Annotated in this window: 19 protein-coding genes; 16 read left to right on the top strand and 3 right to left on the bottom strand. The window is 73.0% G+C overall.

Annotated features, from left to right (window positions below):
* The first annotated feature begins 23 nt into the window (after positions 1-23).
* The gene (locus tag ACIQFX_RS27025) at positions 24-695 is read left to right on the top strand and encodes a response regulator (RefSeq protein WP_402468348.1); all 672 of its coding nucleotides are present in this window, start codon (positions 24-26) and stop codon (positions 693-695) included.
* Here ACIQFX_RS27025 and ACIQFX_RS27020 read toward each other — a convergent pair.
* From ACIQFX_RS27020 to ACIQFX_RS27010, 3 genes are all read right to left on the bottom strand, one after another.
* Positions 655-1425 (bottom strand): hypothetical protein, encoded by a 771-nt coding sequence (locus ACIQFX_RS27020; RefSeq protein WP_402468345.1) that lies wholly within the window; start codon positions 1423-1425, stop codon positions 655-657. The genes ACIQFX_RS27025 and ACIQFX_RS27020 overlap by 41 nt on opposite strands.
* A gap of 3 nt (positions 1426-1428) precedes the next feature.
* On the bottom strand, positions 1429-2001 hold the full coding sequence (locus tag ACIQFX_RS27015; RefSeq protein WP_402468342.1) for an RNA polymerase sigma factor: 573 nt from the start codon (positions 1999-2001) through the stop codon (positions 1429-1431).
* A 148-nt stretch (positions 2002-2149) separates the two neighbouring features.
* A complete protein-coding gene (locus ACIQFX_RS27010) occupies positions 2150-2575 on the bottom strand; it encodes a hypothetical protein (RefSeq protein ID WP_402468793.1) in 426 nt (141 codons plus the stop codon).
* A gap of 801 nt (positions 2576-3376) precedes the next feature.
* Here ACIQFX_RS27010 and ACIQFX_RS27005 point away from each other — a divergent pair.
* The 15 genes from ACIQFX_RS27005 (at position 3377) to ACIQFX_RS26935 (ending at position 24258) form a co-directional block, all read left to right on the top strand.
* Positions 3377-4855 carry a sugar transferase gene (locus tag ACIQFX_RS27005; RefSeq protein WP_402468339.1) on the top strand — a complete coding sequence of 493 codons (1479 nt, stop codon included), beginning with the start codon at positions 3377-3379 and terminating at the stop codon, positions 4853-4855.
* 73 nt (positions 4856-4928) lie between these two features.
* A complete protein-coding gene (locus ACIQFX_RS27000) occupies positions 4929-6245 on the top strand; it encodes a nucleotide sugar dehydrogenase (protein ID WP_402468336.1) in 1317 nt (438 codons plus the stop codon).
* Positions 6235-7497, top strand: coding sequence for a glycosyltransferase family 4 protein (locus tag ACIQFX_RS26995; protein ID WP_402468333.1), 1263 nt, complete (start codon positions 6235-6237; stop codon positions 7495-7497). Before ACIQFX_RS27000 ends, ACIQFX_RS26995 begins: the two co-directional genes overlap by 11 nt.
* Entirely contained in the window at positions 7494-8912 is a 1419-nt protein-coding gene (locus ACIQFX_RS26990) for a polysaccharide biosynthesis protein (RefSeq protein WP_402468331.1), read from the top strand. The genes ACIQFX_RS26995 and ACIQFX_RS26990 overlap by 4 nt, the downstream gene beginning before the upstream one ends.
* A complete protein-coding gene (locus ACIQFX_RS26985) occupies positions 8909-10429 on the top strand; it encodes a Wzz/FepE/Etk N-terminal domain-containing protein (RefSeq protein ID WP_402468328.1) in 1521 nt (506 codons plus the stop codon). The genes ACIQFX_RS26990 and ACIQFX_RS26985 overlap by 4 nt, the downstream gene beginning before the upstream one ends.
* 3 nt (positions 10430-10432) lie before the next feature.
* Entirely contained in the window at positions 10433-12367 is a 1935-nt protein-coding gene (gene asnB, locus ACIQFX_RS26980) for an asparagine synthase (glutamine-hydrolyzing) (protein WP_402468325.1), read from the top strand.
* Positions 12368-12384: 17 nt separating this feature from the next.
* Complete coding sequence (locus ACIQFX_RS26975; protein WP_402468323.1) at positions 12385-14574, top strand: bi-domain-containing oxidoreductase; 2190 nt, start codon at positions 12385-12387, stop codon at positions 14572-14574.
* Positions 14571-16535: an alginate lyase family protein gene (locus ACIQFX_RS26970; RefSeq protein ID WP_402468320.1), complete on the top strand. Its 1965-nt coding sequence runs from the start codon at positions 14571-14573 to the stop codon at positions 16533-16535. Before ACIQFX_RS26975 ends, ACIQFX_RS26970 begins: the two co-directional genes overlap by 4 nt.
* A gap of 11 nt (positions 16536-16546) precedes the next feature.
* Complete coding sequence (locus ACIQFX_RS26965; protein WP_402468318.1) at positions 16547-18091, top strand: right-handed parallel beta-helix repeat-containing protein; 1545 nt, start codon at positions 16547-16549, stop codon at positions 18089-18091.
* A 1-nt stretch (position 18092) separates the two neighbouring features.
* Complete coding sequence (locus ACIQFX_RS26960) at positions 18093-19331, top strand: O-antigen ligase domain-containing protein (protein WP_402468316.1); 1239 nt, start codon at positions 18093-18095, stop codon at positions 19329-19331.
* Between the two features lie 7 nt (positions 19332-19338).
* Complete coding sequence (locus ACIQFX_RS26955; protein WP_402468313.1) at positions 19339-20550, top strand: glycosyltransferase; 1212 nt, start codon at positions 19339-19341, stop codon at positions 20548-20550.
* Positions 20547-21782: a class I SAM-dependent methyltransferase gene (locus ACIQFX_RS26950; RefSeq protein ID WP_402468309.1), complete on the top strand. Its 1236-nt coding sequence runs from the start codon at positions 20547-20549 to the stop codon at positions 21780-21782. The genes ACIQFX_RS26955 and ACIQFX_RS26950 overlap by 4 nt, the downstream gene beginning before the upstream one ends.
* Positions 21779-22585 carry a glucose-1-phosphate cytidylyltransferase gene (locus ACIQFX_RS26945; protein WP_402468307.1) on the top strand — a complete coding sequence of 269 codons (807 nt, stop codon included), beginning with the start codon at positions 21779-21781 and terminating at the stop codon, positions 22583-22585. The genes ACIQFX_RS26950 and ACIQFX_RS26945 overlap by 4 nt, the downstream gene beginning before the upstream one ends.
* The gene (locus ACIQFX_RS26940; protein ID WP_402468304.1) at positions 22582-23229 is read left to right on the top strand and encodes a PIG-L deacetylase family protein; all 648 of its coding nucleotides are present in this window, start codon (positions 22582-22584) and stop codon (positions 23227-23229) included. The genes ACIQFX_RS26945 and ACIQFX_RS26940 overlap by 4 nt, the downstream gene beginning before the upstream one ends.
* A 3-nt stretch (positions 23230-23232) precedes the next feature.
* Entirely contained in the window at positions 23233-24258 is a 1026-nt protein-coding gene (locus tag ACIQFX_RS26935; RefSeq protein WP_402468301.1) for an NAD-dependent epimerase/dehydratase family protein, read from the top strand.
* The last annotated feature ends 2 nt before the right edge of the window (positions 24259-24260 follow it).

Genomic DNA, 24260 nt, shown 5'->3' with positions numbered 1-24260 from the left:
CCCCGTCCCCCACGCACGGCACCATGACGGAACCGTCAAGCGCCCACGCCCCCACGCGCATCCTGCTCGCCGACGACCACGCGCTCGTGCGCGGCGGAGTGCGCCTCATCCTCGACGCCGAGCCGGACCTCACCGTCGTCGCCGAGGCCGCGGACGGGGCCGAGGCGGTCGCCCTGGCCCGCTCGGAGCGGATCGACCTCGCCGTCCTCGACATCTCCATGCCCCGCCGCACCGGCCTCCAGGCCGCGCGCGAACTCAGCCGGCTCCGGCCGGAACTCCGGATACTGATCCTGACCATGTACGACAACGAGCAGTACTTCTTCGAAGCGCTCAAGGCCGGCGCGAGCGGCTACGTCCTCAAGTCCGTCGCCGACCGCGACCTCGTCGAGGCCTGCCGCGCGGCCGTACGCGACGAACCGTTCATCTACCCGGGCGCCGAGACCGCCCTCGTCCGCACGTACCTCGACCACGCGGCCCGGGGCAGGCCCCTGCCCGCCAAGGCCGTCACCGAGCGCGAGGAGGAGATCCTCAAGCTGGTCGCCGAGGGCCACAGCTCGAAGGAGATAGCGGACCTCCTCGTCATCAGCCCCAAGACCGTCGAACGCCACCGCGCCAACCTCCTCCACAAGCTCGGCATGCGCGACCGCCTCGAACTCACCCGTTACGCGATCCGGGTAGGCCTGATCGAGCCGTAGCGCCGGCGTCGCGGCCGCTCGGCCCCCGTCCGCCCGGGGCCGACTTGCCCGGGCCCGGGCCGTAGCCCTTGCCGATGCCCTCGCGGTAGTACTCGCTGCCGTACGCGCCGTCGTCCTTGCCGCCGCCCTTGCCGTTGTCCCTCCCCTTGCCGCGCCCCGGCTTGCCGTCCTTCCCGGTCCCGCGGCACGGGGGCTCGTGGCGGCAGTCGGGAGACGCCGGGGGGTGGCCCTCCGGGTAGATGGGGGTACCGGTCTCCGGCCGTGCGGGGGGCGTCGACCCCGTCGGCGTGGGAGCGGGGGTGGGCGTCGACGCGTTCCCCGGGTCGGAGGTGTCCGGGACGAGGGTCGCCGGCACCTCGTCGGGGAGGCCACCGGTGGCGACGGCCACCCCGCCCAGCGTGGCGCTGGCGAACAGCATGGCCACCGCCGTCCTGAGGGAACGCCTCGGGCGCCGCCGGTCGGCGGCGGGCGTCCAGTCGTCGCGGCGCCGCGTCGGCCGGGAGGCGTGCAGGCCCGCGTCACGGGCGGCCCGGAACGCGGCGAGGACACTCGCCTCGACGTCCTCGGCGTTCTGGGCGCCCCCGGCGCCCTGGATGCCCTCAACGTCCTGGGTGCCCTCGGCGTCCGCGCGGTTCCCGCTCGGAGTGGGGTCGCCGGTGGTGCGGGTCCGCCCGCTCAGCGCGGCCCGCAGGGAATCCTCCAGCGCGCGGTTCAGCCGGTCGTCGGACACGGGTCACCTCCCCCTCTCCCGGAGTTGTCTTTCGAGTCGCTTCAATCCCCGGTGTGCGGCGGACCGTACCGCACCGGGACGTTTGCCGAGAACTCGGGCGGAGGTCGGTCCGTCGAGACCGACGACGACCCGCAGCAGCACGGCCTCGGCCTGGTCCCGCGGCAGCCCGGCGATCAGGGCGAGCGCGCGCTCGGTCGACAGGGCGTCCAGGGCTTCGCCGGCCGTGTCCCCGGAGGTCGGGAGGTCGAGGACGTCCTGCTCGATCACGCCGGGACGGGGTCGTGACCGCACGCGGCGGAGGTGGTCGAGGGCGCGGTGGCGGGCGATGGTCGCGGTCCAGCCGCGGAATCCCGCGCTGTCGCCGCGGAAGCGGCCGAGGTCGCGGGCTATCTCGAGCCACGCGTCGGAGGCCACGTCCTCGGCGTCCTCTCCGACCATGCCCCTCAGATATCCGAGCAGTCCCGGGTTGACGATCCGGTAGGCCTGCGCGAAGGCGTCCTCGTCGCCGTGACGGGCCCGCTCGACGGCCGCGCCGAGTTCCGCGTCGCGGTCCCGGCCGGGTGCCGCGGCGGGCACGCGCCCCGTTCCCTCGCCCACACGACCCTCTTCACACCCCGTACGCCCTCGGACTCCCGGTCCCGACGCGGAACCGGAGAGCGCTCATCCTTTCAGACCGTCAGCAGACCCGTCCCGACCGCCCTGTCGGATCGTCGGGGGACGGTGCCTACGGTCGGCCCGACCCCCGCCCCGGGCCCCGGCGCGCGCGGGGCGGCCGTCTGCCGTGCAGGGTGAGGAAGAACGTCTGGAGCGACTCCGCCGGTCCTCGCTCGAAGCGGTTCACGGTGCGGCCGAGCGGGTTCCAGACCCGCCCGTCCGGCATCCTCACGCCCACCGGGTGGGCGAACAGGGACCGCAGGGGATGGCCGGGTGGCAGGTCCACCCACACCGCCCCGGCCTGCCGCACCAGCACCTCGCCGACGTACGCCCCGAGGCCCGTCAGCGGTCCCGTCACCTCCTCCCGGGCCGCGCCGCCCCGCCGGAGCCCGTCGATCAGCCGGTCCACCAGGCGCAGGCTCCCCGCCGAGTAGTCCAGCGGCAGCCGCCCTCTCGCGGCGACGCCCTCGACGAACTCGGACGCGTGCCTCCCCATGTCGGCCGCGCGTAACGTCACGCACTCGTGGTCCGTCACCGAGCCCCCCTTCCCCATCGAAGTGGCGGGATCCGCCGGATGATCAAGCGGATGCGGCCTCTCGACCATCACGGGTGGACGGAGTGACGCTGGTCACAGCGGGAAGGAGGAGCGGTCGGGGAACGCCCTCGACGTCCGTTCACAGGACGTCGATTTCCGGTCGGTATCCCGAACTTGCAGAAGGGGCGCACGCCGGGGTGGTGAGATGGGCACATCGGAGGGGCGCGCGTTTTGCGCGCCCCCGCGTGACGTGCGCCGTCACGGGGCGCGCGGACACATCCGGAATGAACGCTTCAGATATCAACAAGCGCTGTTTCTTTACCAGTTGGTCAACGCTTGGACCAGACCGCGACCGGACGATGGATCAAGTCTCAAAGCTTACGCACAAATTGCACACACCCCCTCTCCATACCCGCCGCGATGGTCTAGATTGACCGTGCTTCAGCTGATCGGACACGAGGCGACCAACAATGATCTTTAGGTCCGACACGGGGAGGGCCTGCAGTCGCGCCCCCGGCGTCGACCGCGGGTGGATCAACTCGTGCAGCCCGGGGGGGCTTTGGGTGCGGGGAGCACCCAGGGTTTCGACGGGTCGCCGCACGCGTCGAGAGTCCGACCGGACGGGTGAGCCCGCCGCCGCCAGGGCGGGGTGCTCGGCCGCGTCCGGATGAACCGGCATCCGTGTACGGAGGGGATGGGGGCCTTCCGGAGGAGGAACGGTGCGGGGCGAACACGTCGAACCACTGGGACCTGGGGGGTTCTGTGCGGCAGGGGGGACTAGTCAGCCCGATTCCGTCGGCGCGCGGGCGTCTGGCGAACGGGACGATCGACCGGACCGCGAGTGATTGGGAGCAGCGTTACCGCCGTACCGTCATCATCAGCGACACGGTGGCCACCGCTTTCGTGGTGGTCTCGATAGGCGAGTTCTTCGGGGCGCGGGACGCGGCCAACTGGCACGAGAAGTGGGGCATTCTCGCGTTCGGCACCGAACTGCTGGTGCTGGGGGCGCTCGCGGTGAGCCGCGCGTGGGCCCCGGCCGTGCTCGGCCAGGGTGCCGAGGAGTTCCGCCGGCTCGGCCGCTCCCTCTTCATGGCGACCGTCGTACTTGCGCTCGGCGGCATCGCCCTGACCTCGCGCAACATCAAGCTCTGGATCTTCGTCGCGATCCCCGCGATCGCGGTGATCACGATGACCACGCGGTACCTGCTCCGCCTCTGGCTGCACAAGCAGCGCAAGGAGGGACGGTGCCTGCGACCGGTGCTCGCCGCCGGCAGCCCGGCCACGGTGCGCGATCTGATCAGCCGGACCCGCAAGTTCCCGCACCTCGGGTGGCGGGTGGACGCGGTGTGCACCGCGGACGGCCTCGGGACCGAGGGCGACCAGCTGGACGGGGTGCCGGTCGTCGGCCGCCTGACGGAGGTCGCCACCCACATCAGCCGCGACGGCTACCGGGTCGTCGCGGTCACGCCCGACCCGCACTGGTCACCGGACCGGCTGCAGCGGCTGGCGTGGAACCTCGAAGGCAGCGACGCCGAGATGGTCGTGGCACCCGTGCTGATGGAGGTGGCCGGCCCGCGGCTGCACGTCGACGCGGTGCTCGGGATCCCGCTGCTGCGGGTCAGCATGCCGACCTTCACCGGCGGTCGGCGGGCGGTCAAGGAGGTCGTCGACCGGCTGGGAGCGGCGGTCCTGCTGCTGCTGTTCGCGCCGCTGATGCTGCTGGTCGCGCTGCTCGTGACGGCGGAGAGCCGGGGCGGCGCGGTCTACCGCCAGCGCCGGGTCGGCAAGGACGGCAACGAGTTCACCATCCTCAAGTTCCGCACCATGGTCGCCGGGGCGGACCGGGCGCGTGACGAGCTGGCCGACCTCAACGAGGGCGCCGGCCTGCTGTTCAAGATGCGCCAGGACCCCCGGGTGACCCGGGTCGGCTCCGTACTGCGCCGCTACTCGATCGACGAGCTCCCGCAGCTGTTCAACGTGCTCACCGGATCGATGTCGCTCGTCGGCCCGCGGCCGCCGTTACCGGAGGAGAGTGCCGCGTACGGCCCGGACATCAGGCGGCGGCTGCTGGTCAAGCCCGGACTCACCGGCCTGTGGCAGATCAGCGGACGCAGCGACCTGCCGTGGGAGGAAGCGGTCCGGCTCGACCTGCGGTACGTGGAGGACTGGTCGCTCGCGCTGGACACGGTGATCTTGTGGAAGACGCTGCGCGCGGTGCTCTACGGCCAGGGGGCCTACTGATGTGCGGGGGACGTCGTCCGGTGGATGTGCGGACCGCAGGCCGAGAGGGCCTGCCTGGGGGGAGGAACGCGTCATGAAGGTCAGCGTTTTCGGGCTCGGCTACGTGGGCTGCGTGTCGGCCGCGTGCCTGGCGAGCATGGGTCACGAGGTCATCGGCGTCGACGTGAACCAGGTGAAGGTGGACCTGGTCAACGACGGCAAGGCCCCGGTGGTCGAGGAGGGGATCGGCGAGCTCGTCGCCGAGGTCGTGCGGAGCGGGGCCTTACACGCCACCACCGACGTCCGCGAGGCGATCATGGACAGCGAGGTGTCGCTGATCTGCGTCGGCACGCCGTCGGAGCCCAACGGCAGCCTGTGCACGACGTACTTGGAGCGGGTCACCGAGGAGATCGGCGTCGCGCTCGCCGAGCGGGGCGGGCGGCACACCGTCGTGTTCCGCAGCACCATGCTCCCCGGCACCTGCCTCAACCTGCTGGTGCCGATCCTGGAGAAGTACGTCGGCGGCACGGCCGGCGTGGACGTCGGGGTCGCGGTCAACCCGGAGTTCCTGCGCGAGGGCACGAGCGTGCGGGACTTCTTCGACCCGCCCAAGACCGTCATCGGCGAGCTCGACGCGGCCAGCGGCGACGTGGTGCTCTCGCTGTACGAGGGCCTGCCCGGCGAGGTGTTCCGGGTGCCGGTGCCGACCGCCGAGGCGATCAAGTACGCGGACAACGCGTTCCACGGCCTGAAGATCGGCTTCGCGAACGAGCTGGGCTCGGTCTGCCAGGCGCTCGGCGTGGACTCGCACCAGGTGATGGACGTGTTCCTCGCCGACCGCAAGCTGAACATCAGCCCCGCCTACCTGCGGCCCGGCTTCGCCTTCGGCGGCTCCTGCCTGCCCAAGGACCTGCGCAGCCTGGTCCACGCGGCGCAGCGGGCCGACGTCTCGGTGCCGATCCTCTCCCACGTGCTGGCGTCCAACGCCGACCACCTGCAGCGCGCGGTGGACCTGGTCGAGCGCACCGGAAAGCGCCGGGTGGGCCTGTTCGGGCTGTCGTTCAAGCCCGGCACCGACGACCTGCGCGAAAGTCCGCTCGTCGAGCTGGCGGAGCGGCTCTTCGGCAAGGGCTACGAGCTGAAGATCCACGACGCCAACGTCAGCCTCTCCCGGCTGCTCGGCGCGAACCGCGAGTACATCGAGACCCGGCTGCCGCACCTCGGGCAGCTGCTCGCGGACTCCGTCGAGGAGGTGCTCGACCACGCCGAGGTGTGCCTCGTCGGCACCAGGGATCCGGCCGTGCTCGCGGCGCTCCCCCATGGCGACGGGCCGCTGATCGTCGACCTCATCCATCTTCCCGACGCCGACGCGCGCCGGGCCGAACCTGGGTACGTGGGCCTTGCTTGGTGAAAAGACCAGTGGCGACCGGAAGAACCGGCGCGCGCTGATCCTGGTGGAAAACCTGTCGGTGCCGTTCGACCGGCGGGTGTGGCAGGAATGCACGACCCTGCGCGACGCGGGCTGGGAGGTCCACGTCATCTGTCCGCAGGGCAGCAAGAGGGACACCGAGCGGGAGGTGGAGATCGACGGGGTGCGGATCCACCGCTACCCGCTGCGCGCCGCCACCGGAGGTCCGGCCGGCTACCTGAAGGAGTACGGCTCCGCGCTGTGGCACACCTTCCGGCTGGCCCGGAAGGTGGGCCCGGTCGACGTGGTCCACGCCTGCAACCCGCCGGACCTGCTGTTCCTGCCGGCCCTGTGGATGAAGCGGAGCGGGGCGCGGTTCGTCTTCGACCAGCACGACCTGGTGCCCGAGCTGTACCTCTCGCGGTTCGACCGCGGCGAGGACCTGCTCTACCGCGCCGTGTGCGCGCTGGAGCGGCGGACCTACCGGGCCGCCGACGTCGTGCTCGCCACGAACGAGAGCTACCGGGACGTCGCGGTGCGCCGCGGCGGCCGCCGGCCGGAGGACGTGTTCGTGGTGCGCAGCGCGCCCGACGTCGACCGGTTCCACCCCGTGCCGGCGGAGCCCGAGCTCAAGCGCGGCAAGCCCCATCTGCTGTGCTACCTCGGCGTGATGGGGCCGCAGGACGGTGTCGACTACGCCCTGCGGGCCCTCGCGAAGCTGCGCGACGAGGTCGGGCGGAGCGACTGGCACGCGGTGTTCGTCGGCGGCGGCGACACCTTCGACGCGATGGTGGAGCTGGCAGGGCGGCTCGGGCTCTCGGACCAGGTGCAGTTCACCGGTCGGGTGCCGGACGCCGATCTGGCGCGCTACCTGTCCACCGCGGACGTGTGCCTCTCCCCCGACCCGCGCAATCCGCTGAACGACGTGTCGACCATGAACAAGGTCCTGGAGTACATGGTGATGGGCCGTCCGGTCGTCTCGTTCGACCTGCGGGAGGCGCGCGTCTCCGCCGGCGACGCCGCCGTCTACGCGCCGGCCAACGACGAGTCGCAGTTCGCCGAGCTCATCGCGATGCTCCTCGACGATCCCGAACAGCGGGCGCGGATGGGCGAGATCGGCCGGGAGCGGATCAGCGGGCCGCTGTCCTGGCGGAACTCCCAGAAGTCGCTGCTCGCCGCCTACGACGCCGCCTGCCGTGACCGGGATCCGGCGTCGTCCGACCCGAACCGGGCAGGGACGAGGCCCCGTCGTTGAGCGATGACACGATACGCCTGGTCACGTTCGGGCGGATTATCCGTCGGCGCGGACGGTTCCTCGCCCTCGTCACCGTGGCGGGCGCGCTCGTCGGCTACGGCACCTCCACCCTGGTCCCGCCGCGGTACACGACGTCGGCGTCGGTGCTGCTGCCGGGTGCCTGGGAGGAGCGCGAGCTGCTCACCCAGGCGGAGATCGCGACCAGCTCGGTCGTCGTCGACCGCGCGGCCACCACGCTCGCCTGGCGCGGGGTCGACGGCACCGAGCTGCGGGAACAGGTGAGCGCCAAGGCCGCCAACGGGAACATCATCAAGATCTCGGGCACGGCCGACACCCCGGAGCGCGCCCAGCAGCTCGCCGACCAGCTGGCACGCCAGTTCGTCGCCTTCGCCACGCGGATCGTGGGCGACAACACGGACCCCGAGGCGGCGGCGCGGCTGGAGACGCTGCGGCAGGCGGTCGTGCAGGCCAACCGCCGCATCACCGAACTGGCCGACGCGACCGATCCCGGGCGGACCGTGGAGAGCGTGCAGACCCGCACCGAGCTGGAGAAGCTGCGCACCGCGCTGCGGGAGGCCATCGAGAAGCTGGACCGGGCCGACCCCGCTTCCGGCAAGTCCAGCAAGGCCAACATGGTCGTCATGGGTCCGGCGGCACGGCCGACCGGCGAGGCTCCGCCGACGAAGGAGCAGCTGATCGCCGGCGGGGCGCTGCTGTCGTTCCTGCTCGCGGTCATCGGTCACCTCACCGCGGCGCGGATGAGTCGCCGGCTGCGCGGCGAGCCGGAGATCACGGCGGCGCTGGGCACGGCGCTGATCGGCACCGTCGACGTGGCCGTCGAGCGTGCCGCGCACCGTTCGCAGGGCCGCGGCCCGCGGACCTGGCTCCGCCGACTGCTCGGCATCGACACCCGGTGGGACATTCCGGCCCCGCGGGCGTCCGGCGACGAGGCCAGCAGGCGGCTCCGCTTCCGGCGGGTGTGCGTGCGCCTCCGGGACCTGCTGCCGGCGCCGCGCCGGCTCCTCGTCGTCGTCCCGGAGGGCGACGGGATCGCCCTCCGGGCGGCGGAGCAGCTCGTCGCCGAGGCCCACGGCGATCCCTCCACCGGTCCTTCGGGCGGCTCTTCGGGCGGCGGGTACCCCCGGTTGCAGGTGGTGACGGTGTCGGTGTCGCAGCCGATGGTGCCGGACGGCGACGACCTGTCGGGGGCTCTGGTCGTGCTCAGCGCGGGCAGCCGGACCGCGGCGGAGCTCGCGGGCATCGCCGAGGCGTGTGCGGACGCCCGGCACGAGATCGTCGGCGTCGTCCTCGCCGGCCCGGTCGTGGCCCGGACGGCACGATCCGCCGGTCAGCGCCGGCATGCCGCGTCACCGGCGCTCGCCGTGGGCGACGGTGCGACGGGAGGTTCGGTGTGACGACGCGTACGACGTCGGAGCCGTCGGCCGCGGCTCCGCTCCTCGACCTGCACGCGCTGGTGGTGGCGGTGCGGCGGAGGCGCCGGCTGTGGGGCTCCATGGCGCTCCTCGGGCTGCTCGTCGGCGCGGCGGTGGCGATCCTGCTGCCGCCGCCGCCCACCGCGACGACCAAGGTGCTGGTGGCGCGTCAGGAGGACCAGCCGAACGACCCCGGGACGCTGATCCGCACCGACGTCGAGCTGCTGCAGACCACGCGGATCGCCGACAACGCCCTGAAGGCCCTCAAGTCCCCGGAGAAGCCGGAGGACTTCATGAAGGACTACCTGGGTGTCGGCCTGACGAACAACGTGCTGCGGATCGACGTGACGGGTGAGACCGACGCGGAGGCGGTGGCCCGCGCCCAGGCGCTGGCCGACGCGTTCGTCGCGGACCACGTGCGGCGGATCAAGGAGGCTTCGAACGCCGAGGCCAAGGCCCTGCTCGACCAGCGCGACCGGATGCGCGAGGAGCTCAAGCAGGTCAACGCGACGATCGGGGGCGCGTCGGAACAGGGCGGGCCGAAGGCGTCGGCGGACCTGGAGTCGCTGTTCGCCCGCCGGGCCGAACTGACCTCGCGGATCGCCGACTTCGACCAGCGGGCCGCCGAGGCGCGCATCGGCACCCCCCGGCTCGTGACCGGCACGCAGATCGTGGACGCGCCGCGCCCGGTGCGGCAGTCGCTGGCGAAGGCGACCGCCACCCACGCCGGGCTCGGGCTCGTCCTGGGGCTCGTCCTCGGGCTGGCGGTGGCCGCGGTCGGCACGGTGGTGGCGGACCGCCCCGTGCTGCGCCGGGACATCGCGGCGAACCTCGGTGCCTCGATCGTCTCGGAGCTGCCGCGCAGGCCGGCCGGGCCGTGGCGGCGGCGCCGTGTGCGGGCGGCGCGCGAGCGGCTCGTCACGTCGCTGGCCCGCGCCGTGCGCGACTCGGCGGAGCCGGTGTCGCTGCTGGAGCTGGGCAGCGAGGGCGCGACGAGCGTGATCGCCCTGGACCTCGCCGCGGCGCTGGCCGCGGACGGCCCGGTGGTCGTCGTCGACGGGCTGCCGGGCCAGGGGCTCGTCAACCGCCGCCCGCGGCCGGGGGATCCGACCGTGGTGGGCGGGGACCGCGCCGACGCGCTGTCGCCGCAGGAGCGCCGGATCGGCGTCGGCTCGGTGGCGCCCGGCGCGGCGTGGACCGACCTGCGGTACCTGGGCGACCGGACGGTGCTCGTCGTACGGGCCGGGCACGGCAGCGCCGCATGGCTGCACACCGTGGCGCGGCAACTCGCGGACCAGCACATCCAGGTGATCGGTGTCGTGCTGATCGACCCCGATCCGCGGGACCGCACCGACGGCACCCTGTGGGACGGGACGCAGACCGCGCTGCGCGGCCAGAACGAGCGGCGGGCCCGGCAGAACGGGTCGGGCCGGCCACGGACGGAGCGGCTGCCCCTGTGGGCGGCGCGGGTCCCGGACAGCGACCAGGAGGCGCGGTAAGACATGTGTGGCATCGCAGGGACGTACCGATGGCCGGACGGGAAGGCGGTGGCCGACCGGCTCACCGACACCCTCGCCCATCGCGGTCCGGACGCGGCGGGGCGCTACAGCCACGCCGTCGGTGACGGCGAGGTGCACCTCGGGCACCGCCGGCTGGCCATCGTCGACCTGTCGGAGACGGGCGCCCAGCCGATGGTCTCGGACGGCCTGGTCCTGACGTACAACGGCGAGTTGTACAACGCGCCCGAGCTGCGGGCCGAACTGGCCGCCGCCGGGGTGCGGTTCCGCGGCACCTCCGACACCGAGGTGCTGCTGGAGGCCTGGCGGCGCTGGGGCACGGACTGCCTGCCCCGGTTGCGCGGCATGTTCGCGTTCGGGATCTTCGACGAGCGCACCGGTGACCTGGTGCTCGCCCGCGACCAGCTCGGCATCAAGCCGCTGTTCGTGCTGCGGCGCGGCGAGGGGCTGGTGTTCACGTCGGAGCTCAAGGCGCTCGCCGCCGTGACCGGCGGTTCGCTGGAGGTGGATCCGGGCGCCCTGGTGGCCTCGCTCCTCTACTACTGGGTGCCGGACTCGCGGTGCGCGTACCGCGAGGCGGAGAAGCTGCCGCCGGGCAGCTGGCTGCGGTGCCGGGCCGACGGCCGGGTGGAACGCGGTCGCTACTGGAACCTGAAGGACGTCGCGGCGGAGGGCCGGGAGCGGGCCCTGAGCGGTGACGTGCCGGACCTGGCCGCGATCGTGGAGGAGTCGACCCGGCGCCACCTGCTGGCCGACGTGCCGGTGGCGACGTTCCTGTCCGGCGGCCTCGACTCCAGCTATCTGACCGCGCTGGCGGCCCGCGAAAGGCCCGGGATCTCCGCCTACACGATCGGGTTCCGTGCCGAGGACGCCAAGTTCGAGGCGATGCCGGACGATCTGCGGTACGCCCGGCAGGTGGCCGAGCGGTTCGGCGTCGACCTGCACGAGATCGAGATCGCCCCGAACGTGCTCGACCTGCTGCCGCAGATGACGTACCACCTGGACGAGCCGATCGGCGACCCGGCCGCGATCAACACGTTCCTGATCTGCTCGGCCGCCCGGGAGGCCGGGGTCAAGGTGATGCTCTCGGGGATGGGAGCCGACGAGCTGTTCGCCGGCTACCGCAAGCACCTGGCCAACCTGCTCGCGCTGCGCTACCAGCGCGTCCCGGGGCCGCTGCGGCGCGGCCTGTCCGCGACCGTGGACCGGCTGCCGGTCGCGACGGCCCGCCGGGGGTACCGGTCGGTGCGGTTCGCGAAGCGGTTCCTGTCCTTCGCCGACCTGCCGGAGGAGACCGCGTTCCGGCGCAGCTACACCATGTACGACCAGGAGGAGCTGCTCGCCCTGGTCGACCCGGACCTGGCCGGGACGGTCACGGACGTGCTGACCGAGCACGCGGACGTCTACGAGGACAACGACCTCGACGACTTCGTCAACCGCATGTGCCTGGGCGACGCGCGCATGTTCCTGCCGGGCCTGAACCTCGCGTACACGGACCGGTCGAGCATGGCCGCGTCGACCGAGGTGCGGGTGCCGTACGTGGACGTCGAGGTGGTCAAGGCGGCGTTCGCCGTGCCCGGTGACCGCAAGATCGTCGGGCGGCAGGGCAAGGCCGTCCTCAAGGAGGCGGCCGCCTCGGTCCTGCCCCGGGAGATCGTGTACCGGCCGAAGGGCCTGTTCAGCGCCCCGCTGCGGGCCTGGATGAGCCGGGACCTGGCGCCGCTGGTGCGCGAGGTGGTCAACGACGGCGTGCTCGTGGGTTCCGGTCTGCTGCGCCGCGACGCGCTGGCGCGCATGGTCGCCGAGGACGCCGCCGGGCACCGGGACTTCTCCAAGCATCTGTGGCACGTGCTGACCCTCGAGTACTGGTACCGCGGCGCGACCTCAGGGTCCGGCCAGAACTCCCCCGCGACGGCGTAGAGAGCAAGAGGACTTCGGTGAAACAGGTCGTACAGAACTACAAGAGCGGCGAACTGGCGGTGCTCGACGTGCCGGTGCCCGGATGCAAGCCGGGCGGTGTGCTGGTCCGCACCGCCTACTCGCTGATCTCCACCGGGACCGAGCTCATGAAGGTGTCCGAGGCGGGCATGTCGATGCTCGGCAAGGCCCGCTCCCGCCCGGACCAGGTGGCCAAGGTCATGCAGAGCGTGGCCACCAACGGGGTGCCCGCGACCTACCGCAAGGTGATGGGCAAGCTGGACTCCTACACGCCGCTGGGCTACTCCCTGTGCGGTGTCGTCGAGCAGGTCGGCGCCGGGATCGACGACGTGGCCGTCGGCGACCTCGTGGCCTGCGCCGGCAACGAGCACGCGCTGCACGCCGAGCTGAACTGGGTGCCGAAGAACCTCTACACGCCCGTGCCGGACGGCCTGGCCCCGCGGCACGCGGCCTTCGGCACGGTCGGGTCGATCGCGCTGCAGGGCGTCCGCCAGGGCGAGCCGCAGCTCGGCGAGTCGGCGCTGGTCATCGGCCTCGGGCTGATCGGGCAGCTGGTGGTGCAGCTCCTCGCCGCCGCGGGCGTCCGCGTCATCGGCGTCGACCCCGATCCGGCGCGCTGCGAGCTCGCCGAGCGCCTGGGCGCCACGGCCTGCGCCGACCCGGGCTCGGCGGCCGTGGAGACCGCCGTCGCCGAACTCACCGGCGGCCACGGCGTGGACCAGGTGTACCTGGCCGCAGGCGGCGGCAGCAACCAGCCGGTCGAGCTGGCCGCCCGGATGAGCCGGGACCGGGGCCGGGTCGTCGACATCGGCAAGTGCCGCCTGGACCTGCCGTGGAACGCGTACTACGAGAAGGAGCTCGACGTCCGGTTCTCCCGCTCGTACGGCCCCGGGCGCTACGACCCGGAGTACGAGCTGGAGGGTCGGGACTACCCGATCGGCTACGTGCGCTGGACCGAGCGCCGCAACCTGGCGTGCTTCCTCGACCTCGTCGCGCGCGGCAGCGTCGACGTGGAGCCCCTGGTCTCCCACGTCGCCGACTTCGAGGACGCCGTCGAGACGTACCGGTCGCTGAAGGACGGCGACCTGAAGGCCGTGGCCGTGCTGTTCCGCTACCCCGTGCACGAGGGCGCCGCGGAGGCGGCGGCGCCGGAGGTGGCCGTGCCCGCGGTGAAGCGGCCCGCCGCCGGCACCACCGCCGCGGTCCGCCCGGCCGGCACGCCGGTGCGGCTGGCGTTCGTCGGCGCCGGGAACTACGCGACGTCGATGCTGCTGCCGCACCTGGCGCAGCGCGAGGGCGTCGAGCTGTCGAAGGTCGTCACCACGACGGCGCTGTCCGCGGCCAACGCGCAGCGGAAGTTCGGCTTCGCCGAGGCGACCACCGACCTGGACTCCGTGCTCGACGACCCGTCCGTCGACGCGGTGTTCGTGGTCACCCGGCACAGCTCGCACGCCGAACTGACCCAGCGGGCGCTGCTCGCCGGCAAGGCCGTGTTCGTGGAGAAGCCGCTGGCGCTCACCGAGGACGAGCTGGCGGGCGTGCTCGCCGCGGTGGAGAAGTCCGGAAACGACCGGCTCCAGGTGGGCTTCAACCGCCGGTTCTCGCCGCTGCTCCAGGAGGCGAGGAAGCGCTTCGGCGCCCGGACCGGTCCGGCGAACCTCCGCTACCTGGTCAACGCCGGCTCGCTGCAGCACGGCAGCTGGTACCTCCAGCAGGGCACCGAGGGCTCGCGGTTCGCCGGCGAGGGCGGGCACTTCGTCGACACGGCGAGCTGGCTGCTCGGGGCCGACCCGGTCTCCGTGTACGCGGTCGCCACGCCCGGCAACGAGGACCTGCAGGTGCTGCTGCGCTACCCGGACGGGTCCACCGCCACCATCAGCTACGTGACGACCGGCGCCCCCGGCTTCCCCAAGGAGACGCTGGACCTGGTCGCCGACGGCAAGGTGCTGCGGCTCGACGACTTCGTGCGCGCGTCGGTGTACGGCCCCGGGAAGTGGGTCAGTTCGCGGCTGCCGAAGGCCCGCGACAAGGGCCAGGAGGCGGAGCTGGCCTCGTTCGTCAGGGCCGTGCGGACCGGCGGGCCGATGCCGGTGCCGCTGGAGTCGCTGGTCGCCACCACGGCGGCCACCCTCGCCGTACAGGCCGGTCTGGCCGCCGGTGTGCCGGTGAAGCTGGCGGGGGCGCGATGACGATGAGCACGGGCTGGTACCTGCGGCGGCTGTCCCGGATGGGGCCGCGGGAGGTCGGCGGCCGGGTGTCCGACGCGGTGCGCAGGCGGCGGTGGCGGTCGGCGCCGCCGGAGTGCCCGGCCGTGACCGGCGCCCGGTTCACGGCGGTGCTGCCCGCGGGGACGGTCGACGCGGTGCCCTCGGACGCCGCGAAGCGGCTCGTCGCCGAGGCGGACCGGCTGATGGCCGGGCACGCCGAGTTCTTCGGGGTGGAGCGGGACGACATGGTCGACCCGGACTGGTGCCGCGACCCGAAGACGGGGCGCCGGGCCCCGTGGGGCTACGCCTTCGACGTGCCGTACCGGGACGAGGAGGCGGTCGGCGACATCAAGCAGATCTGGGAGCCGTCCCGGCACCAGTACCTCACCGTGCTCGCCGCCGCCTACGCGGTCACCGGGGACGAGCGGTACGCGGAGCGGGTGGCCGAGCACCTGCGGTCGTGGTGGGCGGCCAACACGCCGCTGCGCGGGGTGCACTGGACCAGCGGCATCGAGCTGGGCATCCGGCTGCTGTCCTGGGTGTGGGTGCGCCGGCTGCTCGACGGCTGGCCGGGCGCGGCCGGTCTCTTCGAGGACAACCCGGTGGCACGCCGGCAGATCTGGCACCACCAGCGCTGGCTGGCCGGGTTCCCCAGCCGGGGGTCCTCGGCGAACAACCACGTCATCGCGGAGGCCGCCGGGCAGTTCGCCGCGGCCTGCGCGTTCGGCTGGTTCCCTTCGTCGGCGCGCTGGCGGGCCGACGCGATGCGGTCGCTGGACCGGCACCTGCGCGCCAACACCTTCCTCTCCGGCCTCAACCGCGAGCTGGCCACCGAGTACCACGGTCTGGTCCTCGAACTCGGCCTGGCCGCGGTGGCCGAGGCGGACGCCGCCGGCGTGCCGGTGCCCGCGACGGTCCGGCTGGTCCTGCTGCGGATGACGGACGCGCTCGCCGCCGTCGTGGACGACCGGCTGCGGCCGCCGCGGCAGGGCGACGCGGACGACGGGCACGGTCTGGTCGTGGACGGCGCCGGCACCGAGCGGTGGGGCTCGCTGCTCGCCACCGGGGAGGCCGTGTTCGGGCGGCTCCCCTGGTGGCCCGCGGTGACCGGCACCGACGTGCGCACGCCGCTGCTCGCCGCGCTCCTGCGGCCGTACGCCGAGGTCGGAGGCGCGCCCGCCGTGTCCCGCCCGGCGAGCCGGCCGGACCACTTCGCCGACGCGGGCATGACCATCCTGCGCGGCCCGGACGGCATCTGGTGCCGCTGCGACGCCGGTCCGCACGGTTTCCTGTCCATCGCCGCGCACGCCCACGCGGACGCGCTGTCCGTGGAGGTCCGGCACGACGGGGTCGACGTGCTCGCCGACCCGGGGACCTTCTGCTACCACGGGCAGCCCGAGTGGCGGCGGTACTTCCGGTCGACCCTCGGCCACAACACCCTGTCCCTGGACGGCGCCGACCAGTCCGTCTCCGGCGGCCCGTTCCTGTGGACCCGGCACGCCCGCAGCCGCGTCCTGGTCGCGGACACGTCCGGCACCTCCGGCGGAGCGGCCCGCTGGTCCGCCGCGCACGACGGCTACCAGCCCTCCGTGCACCGCCGCACGGTGGAGCTGGCGGCCGAGAGCGGCGAACTGACCGTCGTCGACGAGGTCGAGGGACCGCCCCGGGCCGTGTCGCTGGCCTTCCACCTCGGCCCGGCGATCACCGCGGACCTGGTGGGCAGCCGGGCGGTGCTCAGCTGGACCCGGGACGGCGAGGACCGCTCCGCGGTGCTCGACCTGCCCGGGGAGCTGACCTGGCGGGCCCATCGCGGCGCGAGCGAACCGCCGCTGGGCTGGTACTCCGCCGGCTTCGGGCGCAAGGAGCCCGCCACCACGCTGGTCGGCACCGGATTCAGCGACGGCGCGCGGGGTTTCACGACCGTGCTCGGGTTCCGCGGCTAGTGGGGGAAGGCTTGGGGATCAAGTGGCGGCACCGGGTGCTGCCCGCGGCACCGCTCGTACTGGCGCTGCTCGCGGCGACCGGCTGCGAGGGCGGCACGCCGGACACGCCCGACGCGCGGCCGGCGCCGACCGCCGCGCCGACCGCAGCTCCGTCCACGTCGGTGGCCCGGGTGTGCGCGGCGCGCGCGTCCGGGCCGGCGACGGCACCGGCGGGCGCGGTGACGGTCGACCCGTCGGTGGTCGGCGACCTGGCCGCCAAGACCGAGAGCAGTCCGCCGCGCACCACGTTCTGGCTGCGGCCGGGCCGGCACCGGCTCGAACCGGGCCCGTACGACCAGGTCCTCCCGAAGGAGGGGAACCGCTACCTCGGCGCGCCGGGCGCGGTCCTCGACGGCGGGCGGACCAACCAGTACGCGTTCGGCGGCACGGCCCGTGACGTCACCCTCAGCCATCTGACCGTGCAGGGCTTCGTCGCGCCGCAGAACGAGGGCGTGATCAACCACGACTCGGCCGACGGGTGGGTGATCGAGCACTCGACGGTCCAGGACAACTCCGGCGCCGGGATGATGGCCGGTGCCCGCCAGCGGGTCCGCGCCAACTGCCTGCGCCGCAACGGGCAGTACGCGATGAACGCGTACAAGGCCGGCGACTCCGTCAAGGGCCTCGTCGTCGAGGGCAACGAGATCACGGGCAACAACACCGACGACTGGGAGCGGCGGCAGCCGGGCTGCGGCTGCAGCGCCGGCATCAAGTTCTGGGCCGTCGACGGCGCCGACGTCCGCGGCAACTGGGTGCACGACAACCGCGGGACCGGGCTGTGGGCGGACAACAACAACAACGACTTCCGCTTCGAGGACAACGTCCTGGAGGCCAACGACGGCGCCGCCCTCATCTACGAGACCAGCTACAACGCGGTGATCAGGAACAACACGATCCGGCGGAACAACTGGGTCGAGGGCCGCAGGGCCGCCGCCGACGGCGACGACTTCCCGTACGGCACGGTCTACGTGTCCGAGGCCGGCGGCGAACCGCGGATCCCGGCCCGCACGGACCGGATCGAGATCCACCGGAACGTGCTGGAGGACAACTGGTCCGGGATCACCCTGTGGGAGAACGCCGACCGCTTCTGCAACAGCCCGGCCAACACCTCCACCGGGTACTGCACGCTGCTGGTGAAGGACACGGAGCGCTGCGCGCGGCCCGCCATCGCCACCGCGCCGCTCTACGCCGACTGCCGGTGGAAGACCCAGCGCGTCGACGTCCACGGCAACCGCTTCTCCCTCGACAAGTCCGTCGTCGGCTGCGAGGAGCTGTGCGACCGGATGGCGGTGCTGTCCAACGAGGGCACGTCCCCCGACTGGTCGCCGTACCTGGGCGACCGGGTGGCCCGGGCGATCACCGGCGAGCAGCACAACCGCTGGTACGACAACGTCTACGTCGGGCCCTGGAGGTTCGTCGCCCACGACACGGGCCGGGTCCTCGGCTTCCGGCAGTGGCAGGGCGCGCCGTACCGGCAGGACGCCGGCAGCACCCTCCGCGCACGGGACGGGGGGTGAGATGACCACCGACCACACGCCGAGGCTCGTCGCGACGGTCTGGGGGCTCCTCGTCCTCAACACGCTGGGCTCCGCCGGGGCGAAGACCATCGTCACGCTGCCCCGCTCCCTGATCCAGATGGCCACGATGGGTGCGCTGGTCGCCGCGTTCGCGCTGGCGCTCCTCGTCAACCTGCGGCTGCGCGTCCGGCCCAGCGCGTTCGTGTTCCTGCTCAGCCTCCTGGTGGCGGTGAGCGTGATCTCCAGCGTGCACCTGGAGACCGGCTTCGGCGCGCTGTTCCGCTGCGCCCGGCTGGCCCTCTTCGTCGCCACGCTGTGGCTGCTCAGCCGCTGGTGGGACGGCGGCCTGACGTTCGTCCGCCACCACATCCGGCTGTACTTCGCGGTGCTCGTGCTCGTGGCCGCCGGGCTGGTCGCCTCACCGGGCACCGCCATGCCCGAGTACTACGGCGGACGGCTCGTCGGCGCGCTGTGGCCGCTCACCCCGCCGCAGATCGGCCAGTACGCCGCGGTGATCATCGGACTCACCGTGCTGCTCGTGCTCGGCCGCAGGACCAGCGCGGCCCACGCGGCGGTGGTGATCGTGCCGGCCCTCGTCCTGCTCGCGATGACCCACACCCGGACGGCCACGCTCGGCCTGCTCATCGGTCTCGTCCTGGCCATCGGCTCGCTCGTGCTGACCAGCGCGGCGGCCCGCCGCTTCTTCGCCTGGGCGGTGCTGTGCGCCACGGTGGCCGCGGTGGTGTTCAGCTCGGCGCTGCAGGCGTGGTTCCTGCGCGGGCAGAGCCAGGAGAACTTCGCCAACCTCACCGGCCGCGCCAAGGTCTGGGACGCCCTGCTCGACGCGCCCCGGACGACCGGCGAGAAGCTGCTCGGCACGGGGCTCGGCGACAAGTCGTTCGGCGGGCTGCCGATCGACAACAGCTGGCTGGCCGTCTACCACGAGCAGGGCCTGGTCGGCGTCACCATCGTGGCCGCGATGATCATCGTGCTCGGCGGCGTCGCGCTGTTCCGGCCTCCGTCGCTGTCGAGGGCCTGCGCGATCTACCTGATCGGCTACTGCGCGATCTCGTCGTACACCGAGGTCGGCCTCGGCGACGCCTCCGCCTACCTGCTGCACCTGACCCTGGCCGCCTCGCTGCTCGTGGCACCCGCCGCGGCGACCACCGCGACGCCCACGACGCCCGTACCGGCGGCCGAAGTTCCTCAACGACGCGTCCCGAGATGGGCCCGGAGGTGACCTGAGCATGCATGTCCTCGTAGTGCACAACCGCTACTCCTCGGCGCAGCCGAGCGGGGAGAACCGAGTCGTCGACGAAGAGGTGGGGCTGCTGCGCGCGGCCGGCCACCGCGTCGAGCTGTTCGAACGGCGCAGCGACACCATCGCCGCCCGCTCCCTCCTCTCCAAGGCCGCGGTGCCGCTCCTCGTGCCGTGGAACCCGGCGGTCCGCACCGAACTCGCGGCCCGGCTCCGCGCCGACCGGCCGGACGTGGTGCACGTCCACAACGTGTTCCCGCTCCTGTCGCCCGCGGTGCTCGCCGCCTGCGCCGACGTCGGCGTGCCCGTCGTCGCCACGCTGCACAACTACACCCAGATCTGCCCGCCGGGCACGCTGCACCGGAACGGCCGGCCGTGCACCGACTGCGTCGGCTCGCCGACCTCGCTGCCCGCCGTCCGGCACGGCTGCTACCGGGACTCGCGCCTCGCGACGGTCCCGCTCGCGGTCAGCCTGTCGGTCAACCGACGGCGGTGGTGGTCCGGCGTGGAGCGGTTCCTCTGCATCTCCTCGGCGCAGCGCGACATCCTCGTCCGGTCCGGCATGCCGCCCGAGCGGCTGGTCGTGAAGCACAACTTCGTGCCCGACCCGGGGGCCGTCCGGACGGGCGACGGCGAGCACCTGCTCTTCCTCGGCCGGCTCGCGGACACCAAGGGCGTAGGGCTGCTCATGGCCGCGTGGGACGAGATCACGGCCGGCGGCGGTGTGGGCGTGCCGCTGGTGCTCGCCGGCGCGGGGCCGCTGGAGCGGGACGTGACCGCGTGGGCGGCGGGCCGGGACGACGTCCGGTACGTCGGCCTGTACGACCCGGCCCAGTGCCGGGAGGCCGTCGCGCGGTCGGTCGCCGTGGTGGCCCCGTCGATGGCCCTGGAGACGTTCGGCCTGGTGGTCGCGGAGGCGATGGCGGCGGGGGTCCCGGCCGTCGCCGCCGGTCACGGCTCCTTCACCGAACTCGTCGAGGACGGGGTGACCGGGCTGCTGCACCGGCCGGGCGAGGCCTCCTCGCTCGCGTCCTGCCTGCGCCGGGTCACGGCGGACCCGGCCGGCAACCGGGAGATGGGTGCGGCGGCCCGGCGCCGGTACGACCAGGGCTTCAGCCCGGCCGTCGGGCTGGAGCGCCTGCTGGAGGAGTACCGCACCGCGATCGCGGTGCGGTCGGAATCAATGGGGGGCAGTAAATGACACGATGCCGACTCTGCGGCTCGGCGACGCTGGCGAGCGTCGTCGATCTCGGGGCGACGCCACCGTGCGAGAGCTTTCTCGCCGCGGACGAACTGGACCGGCCGGAACCCGCGTACCCGCTGCACCTGCGGGTCTGCACCGACTGCTGGCTGGCGCAGATCCCGCCGCTGATCACACCCGAGGAGACGTTCAAGGAGTACGCGTACTTCTCCTCGTTCTCGACGTCCTGGGTGGAGCACGCGCGCACCTTCGTCGACGGTGCCGTGGAGCGCCTCGGTCTCGACGCCGACGCCTTCGTGGTGGAGGTCGCGAGCAACGACGGGTACCTGCTGCGGCACGTGGTGGACCGGGGGATCCGCTGCCTCGGGATCGAGCCGTCGGTGAACGTCGGTGCGACCGCGCGGGACGCGGGCGTGCCCACGCTCACGGAGTTCCTGAGCCCGGAGACCGGTGCGGCCGTCCGCGCGGAGCACGGCCCGGCGAACCTGGTCGTGGCGAACAACGTGTACGCGCACATCCCCGACGTCGTCGGGTTCACCCAGGGGCTGCGCGCCCTGGTCGCCGACGACGGCTGGGTCTCCATCGAGGTGCAGCACCTGCTGACCCTCATCGAGGACAACCAGTACGACACCATCTACCACGAGCACTTCCAGTACTACACGGTCGCGTCCGCGATCCGGGCCCTCGCGAGCGGCGGACTGGCGCTCGTGGACGTCGAGTTGCTTCCCACGCACGGCGGCTCCATCCGGCTGTGGGCCCGCCCCGCCGAGGTGGCCGGCGAGCCGTCCGCCCGCGTGGCCGAGGTCCTCGACCGGGAGAAGGCCGCCGGGCTCCAGGAGCTGTCCGGGTACGCCGAGTTCTCCGCCCGGGTCGCCAAGGTGCGCCGGGACCTGCTGCGGTTCCTCGTCGAGGCGGCCGAGCGCGGTGAGACGGTCGTCGGCTACGGCGCCCCGGGCAAGGGCAACACCCTGCTCAACCACTGCGGCATCCGGCCCGACCTGCTCGCGTACACGGTCGACCGGAACCCGTACAAGCACGGCAGGTTCACCCCCGGCACCCGCATCCCGATCCTGCCGCCCGAGCGGATCGCCGCCGACAAGCCGGACTACGTCCTCGTCCTCCCGTGGAACCTGCGGGCCGAGCTGACCGAGCAGTTGTCCTTCGTCCACGAGTGGGGCGGCCGGCTCGTCTTCCCCATCCCGGAACTCAGCATTGTCGAGGTGACGTCATGAAGGTCGTCCTGTTCTGCGGCGGCTACGGCATGCGCATGCGCAACGGAGCCTCCGACGACGTGCCCAAGCCGATGGCGATGGTCGGCCCGCGCCCGCTGATCTGGCACGTCATGCGCTACTACGCGCACTTCGGGCACCGGGAGTTCATTCTGTGCCTCGGCTACGGCGCGGACCACATCAAGAACTTCTTCCTCGACTACAAGGAGACGACGTCCAACGACTTCGTGCTCCGCGGCGGGAGGACCGAGCTGCTGTCCACCGACATATCGGACTGGACCATCACGTTCGCGCAGACCGGCATGGAGTCGCCGATCGGCGAGCGGCTGCGCCGGGTGCGCCACCACCTGGACGGCGACGAGATGTTCCTCGCCAACTACGCCGACGTGCTCACCGACGCCCCGCTCGACGAGATGATCGACCGGTTCTCCGCCCGCGACGCCGGCGCCTCGATGATGGTGGTGCCGCCGCAGTCCTCGTTCCACTGCGTGGACCTGGGCGAGGACGGCCTGGTCGGGGGCATCACCGCGGTGAGCGACCTGCCGCTGTGGGAGAACGGCGGCTACTTCGTCCTCCGCCAGGAGGTCTTCGACCACATTCCGGAGAACGGCGACCTGGTCGCCGACGGCTGCGCCGGCCTCGCCAAGGAAGGCCGGCTGGTGGCGCACCAGCACCGCGGCTTCTGGAAGCCGACCGACACCGTGAAGGAGCGGGCCGCACTCGACGCCGCCTACGCCGCGGGCGACCGCCCGTGGGCCGTGTGGGAGCGGGACGGCGCGGGGGCGGGCACCGGGGTGCGCGCGTGATCCGGCTCGGGGCCGGTTCCCTGGACCGGATCGTCGCGGTGGGCGCCCACTGCGACGACATCGCCATCGGCGCGGGCGGCACGCTGCTCACGCTGTGCCGGGCGCGGCCCGGCCTCCGGGTCGACGCGCTGGTGCTCTCGGGCGGCGGCGGCGAGCGCGAGGACGAGGAGCGGGCCGCGCTCGCCGCCTTCTGTCCGGGCGCCGACCTGCGGCTGACCGTGCTCAAGCTGCCGGACGGCCGGCTGCCGGCGCACTGGGAGGAGGCCAAGAACGCCGTCGAGGAACTGCGCGGGCGGACCGAGCCCGACCTCGTCCTGGCCCCGCGCACCGAGGACGCGCACCAGGACCACCGCGGCCTGGCGAAGCTGATCCCCACCTCGTTCCGCGACCACCTCGTGCTCGGCTACGAGATCGTCAAGTGGGACGGCGACCTCGGCCGTCCCACCGCGTACCAGCCGCTCTCGCCGGAGACCGCCGAACAGAAGGTGCGGCTGCTGCAGGAGCACTACGCCTCGCAGCGGCACCGTCCCTGGTACGACCGCGAGGCCTTCCTCGGCCTCGCGCGGATCCGCGGCATCGAATGCCACGCGCGCTACGCCGAGGCCTTCGCCGTCACCAAACTCACTCTCGACCTGGGGGAATGAACCTTGCGCGTACTGCTCACCGGACACCAGGGCTACCTGGGCACCGTGATGGCCCCCGTCCTCACGGCCGCCGGACACGAGGTCGTCGGCCTCGACTCCGGCCTGTTCGCCGACTGCGTCCTCGGCCCGACGCCCGCGGACCCCCAGGGGCACCGGGTCGACCTGCGCGACGTCACGGCCGAGCACGTGGCCGGGGTGGACGCCGTGATCCACCTGGCCGCGCTGTCCAACGACCCGCTGGGATCCCTGGCGCCGCAGCTCACCTACGACATCAACCACCACGCCTCCGTGCGGCTCGCCGAGCTGGCCCGCGACGCCGGAGTGGGACGCTTCCTGTACGCGTCGACGTGCTCGGTGTACGGCGCCGCGGGCGGCGACGACCTGGTCTCCGAGGACGCCCCGCTGCGCCCGGTGACGCCGTACGCGGAGTCCAAGGTGCGGGTGGAGGACGACCTGCACGCGCTGGCCGACGGCGACTTCAGCCCGGTGTACATGCGCAACGCCACCGCGTTCGGCTACTCCCCCCGGCTGCGCGCCGACATCGTGCTGAACAACCTGGTGGGCCACGCCCTGCTGTCCGGTGAGGTCCTCGTCCTCTCCGACGGCACCCCCTGGCGGCCGCTCGTGCACGCCGCCGACATCGCCCAGGCCTTCGCGGCCGCGCTGACCGCGCCCCGCGAGGCCGTGCACGACCGGGCGTTCAACATCGGCAGCGAGGTCAACAACGTCACGGTCGCCGAGATCGCCGAGCAGGTCGCCGAGGCGGTGTCCGGCTCGAAGGTGCGGATCACCGGCGAGAACGGCGCCGACCCGCGGTCGTACCGGGTGGACTTCTCCCGGTTCCGCGCGGCGATCCCCGGCTTCGACTGCGCGTGGACGGTCGAGCAGGGCGCGCACGAACTCGCCGACGCCTACCGGGAGCACGGGCTCACCGGCGAGGACTTCGAGCGGCGCTTCACCCGGCTGGCCGTGCTGCGCGCGGCGTCCGAGGCCGGCACCGTCGACGACACCCTGCGGCGGAGCCGGTGACC

The organism is Streptomyces sp. NPDC093089 (assembly GCF_044754405.1).
Classification (GTDB): domain Bacteria; phylum Actinomycetota; class Actinomycetes; order Streptomycetales; family Streptomycetaceae; genus Streptomyces.
This window is presented reverse-complemented; position numbering and strand designations above follow the sequence as displayed.

Coding starts and splice junctions, on each gene's coding strand:
- ACIQFX_RS27025 (WP_402468348.1), top strand. CDS start 24: ATGACGGAACCGTCAAGCGCCCACGCCCCCACGCGCATCCTGCTCGCC.
- ACIQFX_RS27010 (WP_402468793.1), bottom strand. CDS start 2,575: ATGGGGAGGCACGCGTCCGAGTTCGTCGAGGGCGTCGCCGCGAGAGGG.
- ACIQFX_RS27000 (WP_402468336.1), top strand. CDS start 4,929: ATGAAGGTCAGCGTTTTCGGGCTCGGCTACGTGGGCTGCGTGTCGGCC.
- asnB (WP_402468325.1), top strand. CDS start 10,433: ATGTGTGGCATCGCAGGGACGTACCGATGGCCGGACGGGAAGGCGGTG.
- ACIQFX_RS26970 (WP_402468320.1), top strand. CDS start 14,571: ATGACGATGAGCACGGGCTGGTACCTGCGGCGGCTGTCCCGGATGGGG.
- ACIQFX_RS26960 (WP_402468316.1), top strand. CDS start 18,093: ATGACCACCGACCACACGCCGAGGCTCGTCGCGACGGTCTGGGGGCTC.
- ACIQFX_RS26955 (WP_402468313.1), top strand. CDS start 19,339: ATGCATGTCCTCGTAGTGCACAACCGCTACTCCTCGGCGCAGCCGAGC.
- ACIQFX_RS26950 (WP_402468309.1), top strand. CDS start 20,547: ATGACACGATGCCGACTCTGCGGCTCGGCGACGCTGGCGAGCGTCGTC.
- ACIQFX_RS26945 (WP_402468307.1), top strand. CDS start 21,779: ATGAAGGTCGTCCTGTTCTGCGGCGGCTACGGCATGCGCATGCGCAAC.